10 protein-coding genes are annotated in these 12416 nt (G+C 71.2%); 6 read left to right on the forward strand and 4 right to left on the reverse strand.

Translation table 11 applies throughout. The annotated features are described in order from the left end of the window. Positions 1-385 precede the first annotated feature (385 nt). The 3 genes from ACFV7Q_RS27350 to ACFV7Q_RS27360 form a co-directional block, all read right to left on the reverse strand. Complete coding sequence (locus tag ACFV7Q_RS27350; protein WP_385432200.1) at positions 386-577, reverse strand: hypothetical protein; 192 nt, start codon at positions 575-577, stop codon at positions 386-388. Between the two features lie 198 nt (positions 578-775). Further along, positions 776-2683 carry an MFS transporter gene (locus ACFV7Q_RS27355; protein ID WP_385432202.1) on the reverse strand — a complete coding sequence of 636 codons (1908 nt, stop codon included), beginning with the start codon at positions 2681-2683 and terminating at the stop codon, positions 776-778. Between the two features lie 223 nt (positions 2684-2906). Further along, positions 2907-5852: a hypothetical protein gene (locus tag ACFV7Q_RS27360; RefSeq protein WP_385432203.1), complete on the reverse strand. Its 2946-nt coding sequence runs from the start codon at positions 5850-5852 to the stop codon at positions 2907-2909. Between the two features lie 236 nt (positions 5853-6088). On the opposite strand from ACFV7Q_RS27360, the gene ACFV7Q_RS27365 reads away from it, so the two are divergent. From ACFV7Q_RS27365 to ACFV7Q_RS27375, 3 genes are all read left to right on the forward strand, one after another. Then, positions 6089-6829 carry a GPP34 family phosphoprotein gene (locus ACFV7Q_RS27365; protein ID WP_385432205.1) on the forward strand — a complete coding sequence of 247 codons (741 nt, stop codon included), beginning with the start codon at positions 6089-6091 and terminating at the stop codon, positions 6827-6829. 322 nt (positions 6830-7151) lie between these two features. Further along, positions 7152-8036 carry a helix-turn-helix domain-containing protein gene (locus ACFV7Q_RS27370; protein WP_385432207.1) on the forward strand — a complete coding sequence of 295 codons (885 nt, stop codon included), beginning with the start codon at positions 7152-7154 and terminating at the stop codon, positions 8034-8036. A 220-nt stretch (positions 8037-8256) separates the two neighbouring features. Beyond that, positions 8257-8469 carry a DUF397 domain-containing protein gene (locus tag ACFV7Q_RS27375; RefSeq protein WP_385432209.1) on the forward strand — a complete coding sequence of 71 codons (213 nt, stop codon included), beginning with the start codon at positions 8257-8259 and terminating at the stop codon, positions 8467-8469. A gap of 183 nt (positions 8470-8652) precedes the next feature. Here the strand turns inward: ACFV7Q_RS27375 and ACFV7Q_RS27380 are convergent, their stop codons facing one another. Continuing rightward, positions 8653-9546 (reverse strand): hypothetical protein, encoded by an 894-nt coding sequence (locus tag ACFV7Q_RS27380; RefSeq protein WP_385432210.1) that lies wholly within the window; start codon positions 9544-9546, stop codon positions 8653-8655. 129 nt (positions 9547-9675) lie between these two features. Here ACFV7Q_RS27380 and ACFV7Q_RS27385 point away from each other — a divergent pair, with 129 nt between their 5' ends. The 3 genes from ACFV7Q_RS27385 to ACFV7Q_RS27395 all read left to right on the forward strand — a co-directional run bounded on the left by ACFV7Q_RS27385 (position 9676) and on the right by ACFV7Q_RS27395 (position 12416). Then, positions 9676-10899 carry a PLP-dependent aminotransferase family protein gene (locus ACFV7Q_RS27385; RefSeq protein ID WP_385432212.1) on the forward strand — a complete coding sequence of 408 codons (1224 nt, stop codon included), beginning with the start codon at positions 9676-9678 and terminating at the stop codon, positions 10897-10899. Positions 10900-11508: 609 nt separating this feature from the next. Further along, positions 11509-11946, forward strand: a complete 438-nt coding sequence (locus ACFV7Q_RS27390) for an NADAR family protein (RefSeq protein ID WP_385432214.1) — start codon at positions 11509-11511, stop codon at positions 11944-11946. A 38-nt stretch (positions 11947-11984) separates the two neighbouring features. Beyond that, positions 11985-12416 (forward strand): hypothetical protein, encoded by a 432-nt coding sequence (locus tag ACFV7Q_RS27395; RefSeq protein ID WP_385432215.1) that lies wholly within the window; start codon positions 11985-11987, stop codon positions 12414-12416.

Genomic DNA, 12416 nt, shown 5'->3' on the forward strand with positions numbered 1-12416 from the left:
AGCAACCGGATCAGCGTCCCCAGATCCGTACTCGACGTCCGCGACTTGGACATCAGGGTCGTCAGGACCGTAGCCCCCATGTCGAACTTCATCGCCCGCATCTCCCCCGTCCGCACATCGAACAGTTCAGGCCGTCAATTTCACCGTCACCCTGCCAACTTCTATCAATTCAGGCCTCATCTGCGCACTGACGCAAGGGGGTTGTGACTAACGTATGACAAACCGCCAACGGGCCGACGGGGCACAGGGCAGCGAACATCACGGTCCGCAATCGGCCGTTCGCCGGCCGTGCGCACCCCCGGCCGTAGGGGCCCGTACCACCCGGGCATACGAAAACCCTCCCGGTCACGAGCCGGGAGGGCTGGTCGCGGCGGATCGCGACGGGTCAGCTCAGGCCTTTGCTGCGTTCGCCGATGCGGTCACCCTGGGGAGTGCCGGCCCGCTTGAGGCTGGCCTTCGTGTGGAGACCGCCCTTCACCTTGCTCGGCACCGGCCCGTCGAACCCGTGCCCCGCCGGACGCGGTGCCCGTCCCGGCTCCGGCGTCTCGAGAATCCGCTTCTGGCGCTCGTTGCTCATCCCGTCGTCAACTCCCTCGGGAAGCGTCCAATCGGTCTATTACAGATTATTGGGATGGTAGGCACATATGCCAGGAGATGCATCTGGGGCGATCGGCATCCGGCCCGACCTGGCCCGATCCCGCCCGCCCGGTCCGACCGCCCCGCCCGCCCCGCCCGACTGCCCGGTCCGACCGCCCGCCCCGGGCTGCGTCCTCGGTCACGGGCGTGCCGGCGCCGGCCGCTCCGCCGGCCCCAGCACCGTCTGCAGCAGCTCCTCCGGGCAAGGCGTCCCCCGCGGCAGCTGGTACTTGGCCGCCACCCGGTATTCCCCGGGCGCCGGGGCCAGCAGCTCCGTCCACACGTCGCCGTCCGCGTCCGGTTCCGCCTTGAACAGGCACCCGGCGGTGTTCGCGTACTCCTTCGGCTGCGCGCCGGCACCCGCACCCGCGCCCCCGCTCCTGCCGCTGCGCGCCCGCGACGCGGACGTCTCCTGCGGCGGCAGCACCGGCTTGCCCGCGGGATCCACCAGGCCCAGCCACGGCGAGTGCGGGATCCGCACCAGCACCCGGCCGGGCGCCTTCACGTCCACGACCAGCTGGTCGGCCCCGGCCCGGACCACCGCGGCCGGCCCCGACACCAGGTCGGTCGGCCGGGCGACCTCGAACAGCTGCCAGTTGGGGTCGCCCCACACCAGCCGGAGGTACGGGAGCCCCTGGCGCACCAGCTTCGCCTCCGCCTCGCCGCCCGAGTCGGGTTTGTCGGCGGGCAGCACCACGTAGTGCACGGCCCAGCGCTCCAGCCAGGCCCGATAGCTCTCGGCGGTGAGGGTGTCGTCGTAGAAGAGCGGGTTCCGCTCCAGGTCGGCCTGCCGGTTCCAGCCGCGTGCGAGGTTCACGTACGCGGGGAAGGCCGAGGATTCGCGGTGGCTGCTGGCAGGGACCACCTCGACCCGGCCGCGCTCGGCGCCCGCCTTGCGCAGCTGGTCGACCAGGGGGGCCAGCTCCCGGTTCCAGGCGGCCACCGGGGTGGTGCGGACGATGTCGGTGATGCTGTTGGTGGTGATCCACACCGTGACCCCAGTGAACGCGGCGACCACCGCGTACCAGCGTCGCGAGCGCCGTGCCGAGTACGGCAGCGCCGCCAGCAGCACGGCGCCGCCGAACAACATCACCATGCGGGTGACGTTCGACCCGACCTGCGAGTCGATCACCCAGGTCAGGAACACGCCGAGCAGGTAGACCCCCGAGGCGAGCCGGACCGTCTTCCACCGCTCCGGTACGAGGAGCAGGATCGCCAGCGCGCTGAGGAACGGCGGCACGGCCGAGCCCAGCTTCATCGGCTGCGTCCCCGAGAACGGGAACAGCCAGGCCGATAGCCCGACCACCGCCACCGGGGCCAGTCCCAGGGCGTACGCCCCCGGCCGCCGCCGGCTCAGGAACAGCGCGGCCGCGACCACCCCGAGGAACAGGCCGGCGACGGGGCTGGCGGCGGTCGCCAGCCCGGCGAGCGGGGCCGCCACGGCCGCCTTGGCCCAGCGCCGCCGGGCCCACTTGCGGGGCCAGCAGAACACGGCGGCGACGGCACCGAGCGCGAACATCGCACCGAGCCCGAAGGTGACCCGGCCGGAGAGCGCGTTGCAGAACAGCCCGTACACCCCGGCCAGGGCCGGCCACAGCGGCTCGCGCACGGCGCCGCGGCAGCGGGTCAGGACCAGTGCGAGCAGCCCGGCCGAGACCGTCCCGGCGATCATCATCGTGGTCCGGACACCGAGCATGTACATCACGTACGGCGAGACCACGCTGTACGAGACGGGGTGCATGCCCCCGTACCAGGCGAGGTTGTACGCCGAATCCGGATGGCGGCCCACGAACTCGGCCCAGGCGTCCTGGGCGGCGAGGTCGCCGCCGCTGTTGGCGAAGGCGTAGAACCAGACGACGTGCAGGACGGCGGCGAGGACGGTGGCGACGGCCACCGGATGCCGCCGGGCCCAGCTGAGGGGGCCCCCGGGCCCGACGAGGGCCACGGGACCGACGGGCACGCCGGCCGCGACGGGCGCGACGGCAGCGGCTGCGGGCTCGCCGACGGCCGACGGCCCGCTCCGGCCCTGCTGCTCAGCGGTGGTCACTGGTCTGCCCCACTCCCCGGCACCAGGGCCGGACACGTGTCCCGGTCGGTCCCGTGCATTCGTTCATTCCGTCCCCTAGCGGTTCCGGTTCCGGTCCGGTTCAGGGTCCGGTCCGGTTCAGGGTCCGGTCCGGCTCAGGGTCCGGTTCCGGGTCCTAGACGCGCACCGGCGCCCCGGGGTTGCCCGGGGCGCCGGTTCACGGGGTTACCGGGTTCGGCGGTGATCAGCCGATACGGGTCAGTCTGCTGCCGATGCCCGGTGCGGCCAGGTCGCTCTTCAGCGCCACCGGCACCTTCACCTGGCTGGCCCCCTCGCCGACGGTCAGGACGCCGACCTCGGTGCCCGCCGTCGCGGTCTGCGGGAGCTTGCCGTCCCCGCCGCTCAGCTTGACCTTGACGGTCAGAGACGGCCAGCCGACCGCCTCCACGTCCGCCGTGGCCACGACCGGGGTGCGGCCGCCGAGCCCGTCGTCGACGTACCCGACGACATCGCCCTTCTTCACCACGGCCACGCTGGTCAGCGACTTCTGCGTGGCCAGCATGATCTGCTTGCTGGCGTTGATGGCGGTGCCGAGGATCGGCACGCCGTGCTGGCCGAGGACCGCGCCGACGATCAGCTGGTTCGTCTTGCCGACCTTCTTCTCCGCGGCGAACAGCAGGTTGCCGCCCGCCTTGGTGGTGGAGCCGGTCTTGATGCCGAGCGCGCCGTTGCCCGGAATGAGGTCGTTCCAGTTGCGCCACGGCTTGCCGGACGGGTCCGTCCAGCTCGGCAGCTTGGTGATGGCGACGAGCTCCGGCATCTCGACGACCTTCAGGCCCAGCTTGACCTGGTCCTCGGCGGTGCTGACCGTGGTCGCGTCCAGACCCGAGGGGTCCGTGTACGTCGTGTTGGTCATGCCGAGTTCCTTGGCGGTGTCGTTCATCTTCTTGACGAACGCCTCCTGGTCGCCGCCGGTGTCCCAGCGGGCGAGCAGCCGAGCCACGTTGTTCGCCGACGGGATCATGATCGCGGCGAGGGCGTCGTACTCGGAGAGCTTGTCGCCCTCCTTCAGCGTGTTGACCGTCGACTCGCCCTCGGAGTCCTTCTTGCCGTCCTCCACGGCGGTCTTGTCCACGTCGATCATCGGACCCTTTTCCCCCTTCTTCAGGGGGTGGTTCTTCAAGATCACGTACGCCGTCATGGTCTTGGCGACACTGCCGATGGCGATGGGCTTCTGCTCACCGAAGGTGCCGACGGTGCCGAGGCCGGACGCCGCCATGTACGCCTGGCCCTCCTTGGGCCAGGGCAGGGCCGGGGCGCCGCCCTCGAAGGTGAACTCGTTCTTCGCGGTCATCTTGAGCTGCGCCCCGGGCAGCGGGCGCACCAGCTGCACGACGGCCAGGACGACCAGGAGCAGGACGGCGATCGGCGTGTAGATCTTGAGCCGACGGAGGAACGTCCGCATCGGGCTCGGCGGCGGAGGGGGGTTGTTCGTGAGCTCCGCGAGCAGGTCGAGCGGCGGCCGCGGCGGCAGCGGCTGCTGCGTGGTCCGCTCGGTCCGCTCGGGAACCGCGGCGGGGGCCGCGGCCCCGGCCGGAGCCGACGCCGGCGTCCGGGGCGGGGTGGCGGTACGGGGCGGGGTTGCGGTACGGGGCTGAGCCGGCGCTGACGGCGCGGCAGCGGCCCCGGCGGGCTTCGGCGCCGGTACGGACCCCTGCCCGGGCTTGTCATCCGCGCGCAGCGGCACGAACGTGCTCGGCTTCCCCCCGCCGGCCGACTTCGGCGGCGCGGGCCGGGAGGCGGCAGGCGCGCCGGCGGCGGGGCCGGAGCCGGGCGTACCGGCAGCGGGGCCGCCGGCCTGCGGCTTCACGGCACGGAAGACCGTGGTTCGCTCGCTTTCGGAGTCCTCGGCCGCCGGCTTGGCGGGAGCCGCCGGGCCCGAACCGGAGCCGGGCCTGGGCGCTCGGAAGACCGCGGTGCGCTCGCTGTCGGAGTCACCCGCGGCAGCGGACGGCTTGGTCGGCCCCCCGTCACCGGACTTGCCGGGAGCCGAACCGGAACCGGAGCCGGAGCCGGAGCCGGAGCCCGGCTTCACGGCACGGAAGACGGCGGTGCGCTCACTGTCGTCCGCCGCACCCGGCTCGTCCGCTTCCTCCGTCGACGGCTTGCCGGAGGCGGCAGCACCGGTCTTGGCCCACGCCGGAGCCCGGCCCGCAGATCCGGCAGACGCCTTGCCCGCGTCCCCCTTGGCGGAACCGGCCTTCTCGGCGTCCGCGGTGCCGGCGTCCGCCTTGCCCGCATCCCCCGTGCCGGCGTCCGCCCCGGCGGCCGGCTTCACGACACGGAAAACGGCGGTGCGCTCGACGGTGAGCTCGCTGTCGTAGTCCTCCGTCTCCGGCCGTGCCGGCGCCTCGTCGTCGGCGTCGGTTTCGGCGTCGTCGGTGTCGGTGTCGGCGTCGTCCCGAGCCGAAGCGGAACCGGAACGGGAGTCCGAAGCCCGGTCGCCATCCGCATCGGCGTCGGTGTCGGCGTCGTCGTCGTCGGCGTCGTCGTCGGCGGCCGCGGCCTTGGCCGAGCCCTTGCCCGAGGCGGAGCCGGAACGGGACTCCGCCCCGCGGTCATCGTCGGTGTCGGCAGCCTGGGCCGAACCGGAGCGGGACCCGGGCACCCGGCCGGCGTCCTTGCCGGCGTCCTTGCCGGCTTCCTCGTCCTCGTCCGTGGCGGCAGCCTTTACCCAGGCCGCGTCCGGGGCGGAGCCGGAACGGGACTCCGTCTCCCCCTCAGCAGACTCGCCGGCCACGGCGTCCGGAGCCGCGGCGTCGGCCTCGGTGTCGCCGGCGGCGTCGTCGCCCCCGTCCTTGCCCTGAGCGGAAGCGGAATCCACGTCCGCGTCCACTACGGGGGCGCGGAACACCGCCGTGCGCTCGCTGTCGGGAGCCGCGTCGGCATCCGCATCGGCATCGGCATCGGCATCGGCATCGGAGTCAACGCGGCCGGAGGGCTTGGCTTCGTCGGCCGCGGCCCGGTCCTCGGAATCCCGCGACCCCGAGTCCCGTACCGCGCTGCCGGAATCGCCCGCACGAGTGGTGGAACCGTCGCCCGCAGCGTCGGCGTCCCCCTTGCCGGATTCGGGTTCCCGCGGACGGAACACCGACAGCCTCGGGTCACGTTCTGCGGAGGACCTCGCCACCCCCGGCGTTCCTTCATCAACCGACTTGTCGGGGGACTCGCCCGCCACCAGTTCCTCCTCGATCGCCGCCGCGTGCCCGGCTGTCCGAATGTCTAACAGTGTCCCGCGTCGGGGGCATCGCCCCCGTGCTAGACGAGAACGACATAGCGCTGGTTCCCCCACAAAGCGACCAGGCGCTCTCGACAGATGAATGTGAGAGGCGTCACCCTGTCACTCATCCACGCGGGGAGGCATGGATGGGCAGGAGCCGCAGAACAATTCCGGAGGAGCTTCTGCTGCTCGCCTTGGACCCGGCCACGGGTACCACGGCGCAGCCGCAGTCGCTCGACCTCGGCCTGGCCGGGGCACAGCTAGTGGAGCTGGCTCTGGCAGGACGGATAGCCCCTGACGGGGATCGTATCGCCGTGGTGATGCCACGGCCGACAGGAGATCCGACTCTGGACTCCGCACTGGAACTGCTGCGCAGGCGCGGCAGCCCGGTTCGGGCCGTCCACTGGATCGGCGGACCCCGGCTGGGGCTCCGCCAGGTGTACCTCGCGCACTTGGAGCGCTGCGGCATGGTCCATGCCGTCGCGGGCCAGATGTGCGGTGTGCTGCCGACGACTCGCTACCAGGCGACGGACACGGCGATCAGCCGGGAGATCCGTGCCCGGCTCGACAGTGCGATCCGCACCGGTGTTCCGCCGGACCCGCGGACCGCGGCGCTCGCCGCGCTGGCCCACGCGGTCGGACTCGGCAAGCACCTGTACCCCGGCAACGAGGGGCGGTCGTCGAGGTCCCGGCTGCGGGACCTGATCCGGCACGACCCCATGGGCGGTCTCGTGGCGCACGCCGTCATGGACGTCCAGAACGGCGCGGCCGCACAGCCGCGCCGGGAGCGCGCATCGGCAGCTCCGCCGGCGGCCCGGGCCACGGCGAACGGCGTTCCGATGCAGGCACGACGCACCGGGGCGATGGCACGCGCCGCCGCGCACTGACAGCCGTTCCGTTCCACCACCGGCGTCACGGCACCACCAGCACCACGGCACCGCCAGCACCACGGCACCGCCGGAACCGCCAGCACGACGGCACCACCAGCACCATGCATGCACAGTAGATCCGCAGATCCACCACAGGTCCCACAGTTCCACCGCAACGCCGTCCAGAACGCGGGGTGGCGAGGCCGGTCCGCCGGCCCCGTCGCCCCGCGCACCTGTATTTCCGTGCCGTTTACCGGCGCCGCCCCGCCTTTCGGTGGCAGTCTGCTCACCAGTAGACACGCTGAGAGACGCAATCAAAGAAGGCGGAGGTGCCGTTCACGTGGCGTCCAATGTCAATCCCACCGTCCGACGCCGCCGACTGGGCATGGAGTTGCGCAAGCTCCGCGAGGACAAGGGCATGACGGCCGAGCAGGTGGCCGAGCGCCTGCTCGTTTCCCAGTCGAAGATCAGCAGGCTGGAGAACGGCCGCCGGTCCATCAGCCAGCGCGATGTCCGCGACCTGTGCGACGTGTACGAGGTCGAGGACCGCAGACTCGTCGAGTCCCTCATGCAGATGGCCAAGGATTCCCGCCAGCAGGGCTGGTGGCACGCCTTCGGCGACATCCCGTACAGCGTGTACATCGGTCTGGAGACCGACGCCTCCAGCCTGCGCACGTACGAGCCCCAGATGGTGCCGGGCCTGCTCCAGACCCCGGAGTACGCGCACGCCCTCATCCGCGGCGCGGCGCCCGAGACCGGCCCGGCGGACGTGGAGAAGCGGGTCCAGGTGCGGATGCACCGGCAGAAGCGGTTGTCGGAGACGGACAACAACAACCCGGAGGTCGGGCCGCTGCGACTGTGGGCGGTCATCGACGAGGCAGCGCTGCGCCGGCACGTGGGTGATGCCCAGTTGATGGTCGACCAGCTCGAATACTTGATAGAGCAGTCGGAGCAGCCGTACATCACGGTGCAGGTGATGCCGTTCTCGATGGGCGCCCACCCGGGCATGAACGGCCAGTACGCGATCCTGGAATTCCCGGACGCCACCGACTCCACGGTCGTCTACATCGAGGGCGTGACGAGCGATTTGTACTTGGAGAAGGCCAATGACGTGCAGAAGTACAGCGTGATGTACGAGCACCTGCGCGCGCAGGCCCTCAATGTGGACCAGACGCGGCAGTTCATCTCGGACATCATCGCCGAATATGCAGGCAACACGAAGTAAAAGGGGAGCAAACCGGGCAGGTGGCGAGGAGGGGCGGTTACGGTACACCGTCACTCCCCAGCCACAGAAGTCCTGAATGGAATATGCCACCCGGTCGGGTGAATCGCCTCATCGCCCGTCGGAAGGTGCCGGTAGCGTCGATCACGTCGGCCCGGGGAGAAACCGGATGGCCGGCAATCACCCCCACCCACCGGCACTTCCTGCTGCATCGGAGAGAAGCATGGCTATTCGTCAGGGCGCCACGGACCACTGGACCAAGTCCTCCTACTCCGGCGGAAACGGCGCTTGCGTCGAGGTCAAGTCCCCCGTCGTGGAGACCATCGCGGTCCGCGACTCCAAGGTGCAGGACGGCCCGTCCCTCGCCTTCGCCCCCGAATCCTGGACCTCGTTCGTGGCCGGCGTCACCGAGGGCCGACTGGGCCGCCTCGCCTGACTGCCCCTCGGCCCTCGGCCCTCGGCCACAGCACCCATATCGCCCGCACACCCGTACTCCCGTGTGCGGGATCGCCTGAAGCCCTCTCGACTGGCCCGCCGTCCCGGCCGAGGGGGCTCGGTCGTGTCCGGGAAACGGGCCGCCGCTCTGCGCCGCTCTGCGCTGCGCTGCTCAGGGCGGCACCTACCGCAGCTGGTCGACGTAGCGATCGGTGCCGGGCACCGTCGGAATGAACGGCGCCACCAGCTCCACCCGCCCGGTCCCCGCGTCCGCGACCTCGGCGTCGAGCCCCCGGAACCCGTCCCAACAGGTACGCGGGTCGGCCTCCAGGAACCACAGCAGCGTCAGCCGGGTGTCGACCCCCTCGACCTGCTTGACGTACGTCATCCGGTCACCGGGCAGCGGCGTCGGCCGGAAGACCGTCACCATCGCGGCCGGCGATCCCGCCAGCCGCCGGGGCAGGGCCCGCGACCGCAGCCACTCCAGCAGCTCCGCCCGGCCGTCCGGCCCGTCGGCGTCGACGACTTGGAGGACGAGACCGGCGTACGGGTGGTCGAGGGCGTGGAAGTCCCGCGGGCCGGCAGCACCGTCCCGGTAGACGGTGGCCTCGTGGTCCTGGAAGGCCGTGAAGACGTGCGTCCGGTCCCGGTAGACGCGGGCGTCGCGGTTCAGCCGCTTGTTGATTCCGACGGTCCACTTCATGTGCTCGTCGTAGCGGCCCTCCGTCACCCAGTACGTCGACAGGTAGCACCCGGCGGTGACCGGTTGGGCGACGGCCGACTTCTCCGGGTAGCGCAGCTCCTGGAGGTCCCGCGTGGCCACCCAGCGGCGGCCGGCGTACATCCAGGGCATGGCCATGGCACCGGCGTAGTAGTGGTCGTCCTCGTACCAGCGGTTGTACGCGTACTCGTGGCCCGGGTGCGGTTCGACCATGGTGATCAGCGCATGGCCGGGCCGGACCCCGTACGGGCCCACGGCGGCAAGCGCGGCGTAAGTGTTGGTGTTGGTGTTGGTGTTGGTGTTGGTGTTGGTGTTGGTGTTGGTGTTGGCGTCGGAACCTCGCTCGGTATTCGGCATGCCAGGGAGATACCTGACGTGCTGTCAAATGACGAGTGCCTGCGCACGCTTCGCATGTCGGAAAGGTAGATGTCGAATGCACCTTTGCGGTTAGGGTGCGGCGGTATCCAGCCACCGAAGGAGCCCGCCATGCCCCTCCTCCCCACCCGCTGCCCCCAACCGCCCACGGGGCCGGAACCCACCCCCCTGCCTCCCTTCGCTGCACGTGCGACCTCCGTCGGCGGCTCGCCCATCCGCGACATCCTCGCCCTCACCGCCCGCCCCGGGGTGATCTCCTTCGCGGGCGGTCTGCCCGCCCCGGAACTCTTCGACACCAAGGGCCTGCGTGCCGCGTACGACGCCGCATTCGCGGCATCACCGACCCGTGCGCTCCAGTACTCCACCACCGAGGGTGCACCGGAACTCCGGGCCGCCGTTGCGGCACGCGCGACGGCCCGCGGCCTCGCCACGGGTGCGGACGACGTCCTGATCACCACGGGCTCACAGCAGGCCCTCTCCCTGATCACCGCCACGCTCGTCGAACCGGGCGACACGGTCCTCGTCGAGAACCCGACCTACCTCGCGGCACTCCAGGGCTTCAGCCTGGCCGGAGCCCGGGTCATACCCGTCCCCTGCGACGAGGAGGGAATCCTCCCGGACGCCTTGGAGGAGCTGATCGAGCAGCACCACCCCAAACTCCTCTACTGCATCCCGAACTTCCAGAACCCCACGGGCCGCACCCTGCCGGCCGCCCGCCGGGCGGCGGTGGCCGAAGCGGCCGGCCGCCTCGGGCTGTGGCTCGTGGAGGACGACCCGTACGGCGACCTCCGCTTCGAGGGCGCCGACCTGCCGTGGCTGGCCGCCCACCCGGGCGCGGAGGACCGCACGGTCCTGCTGGGGAGCTTCTCGAAGATCATGGCGCCGGGGCTGCGCCTGGGCTGGCTCCGGGCCCCCGCAGCCCTCCGCCGGGCGGCGGTGGTCGCCAAGCAGGCGGCCGACCTGCACACCTCGACGGTGGACCAGCTGGCGGCGGCCCGCTACCTGGCCGCGTCGGACCTGGACGCGCACATAGCCACCGTCCGTGCGGCTTACCGCACCCGCCGCGACGCGCTCCTGGCCGGCCTGGGGGAGGCCCTCCCGGAAGGCTCGTCCTGGAACCGCCCGGAGGGCGGCATGTTCGTTTGGGCCCGCCTCCCGGAGGGCCACGACGCCACGGCCCTGCTGAAGTCGGCCGTCGCCAGGGACGTGGCCTTCGTCCCCGGCGCCCCCTTCCACACGGGCGAGCCGGACCCCCGAACCCTCCGCCTGTCGTTCACCACCCACACGCCGGCGGAGATCGCGGAGGGGCTGGTCCGGCTGGCGGCAGCCTTCTAGCCCGGCTCGGCCTCCGCGGCCGGCTCAGCGCTTCGATGCTGATCGGCGTTCCTTCCGGCAGCGACTGGACGTAGACGGCCAGCCCGCGTGCCGCCAGTGACAGTTCGCGGTGCCGGGCGAGGTGGTTGCCGACCACGACGAAGTGGGTCTTGTGGGGAACGTTGACGTGGATGACACCGGGTCGGGGGGACCCGGCCGGAATGCGCGGCTGCGCGCGCCTGCTCGCGCTAGGGTGCTGGGAAGCCATCGGGAAGCCGTTTTCTTCCTCGTGGTCAGGCCCTCGTCGGGATGGCCGTCCCGGCGGGGGCTGACTTGTGTCTGGGGTTGTCGTCGCGGCGAGCATATGCCCGTAACGGGTCTGTATTTCCAGTTCAGTTGGCATAGTTCACCCGCGTGAGCGACGGACGCCCGGGGTGGTGACGTGGTGGGTTGGTTGGTTGTTTTCCCCGTTTCTTCAGAAGGGGTAGGCGACCCCACGCACCGCGGCGCGTGCCAGCCGCATCGCGGTCACCGCGGTACGGTCGCCGACCGCTTGAGCAGGCAAACCGGTTGCAGGGGCGGGGCGAGGGCTGGCAGCGTGCCAGTCCTGTGACCGCCGCGAGGGCTGGGATGACGATCTACTTCTACGGCGCCGACGAGGTGCCCTACGGCTGCTTCTCCAACTTCTCCGCGCACGGTGTGGAGCTCGACGGCCACTGGTGGCCGACGACCGAGCACTACTTCCAGGCGCAGAAGTTCATCGGCACGCGCAATGCCCAGCTGATCCGCCGGGCGTCCACACCGCTGCGGGCGGCGGAACTGGGCCGTGACCGGTCCAAGCCGCTGCGCCGGGACTGGGAGCGGGTGAAGGACGACGTGATGCGCCGCGCCGTGGACGCCAAGTTCCGTACGCACGCCGACATCCGCGAGATCTTGCTGTCGACGGGGGACGAGGAGATCGTCGAGGACACGACGTCCGACCACTACTGGGGCCGCGGCAGGACGGGCACGGGGAAGAACATGCTCGGCCGCATCCTGATGCGCACCCGCGCCCGCCTCCGCGCGTAGGGCGCGAAACTACGAGCCATGGCCTCACGGAAGGACGAATGGTGATCACGGTCGTGTCATTCGAGAACTTCGGCGAACAGGCCCGGTTCGACCCCGGCACCGCGGCGCTCGGACCGGTGAGCGGCCGCACCGGGCCGCTCGACAACAGTGGGATCGCCGGCACCTTCGGTCGGCTCGGTGACATCCTGGCAGTCCTCTACCGGGCCGAGGGAGCACTGCGACTGCTTCTGGGGGACGAGGACATCGCCGTCGTCGAAGGCCTTGAGGTGCGCCACGAACGGGGCGAGATCTTCAACAGGCTCACCGTGGGCACCCGTCACCTCGACTACCCGCGCCCATCAACTGAGTTGGCCGAGGACGACATGACGGCTTTCGCAGAGCCGGAGGACTTCGACCTGGGCCTGTTCCTGGCGAACGTCCTGGGGGACCCCGCGCGCTGCGGACGGATGTACCTGTCGTCCGCGCGGTAG

It is taken from the genome of Streptomyces sp. NPDC059851 (assembly GCF_042732005.1).
Lineage (GTDB): Bacteria > Actinomycetota > Actinomycetes > Streptomycetales > Streptomycetaceae > Streptomyces.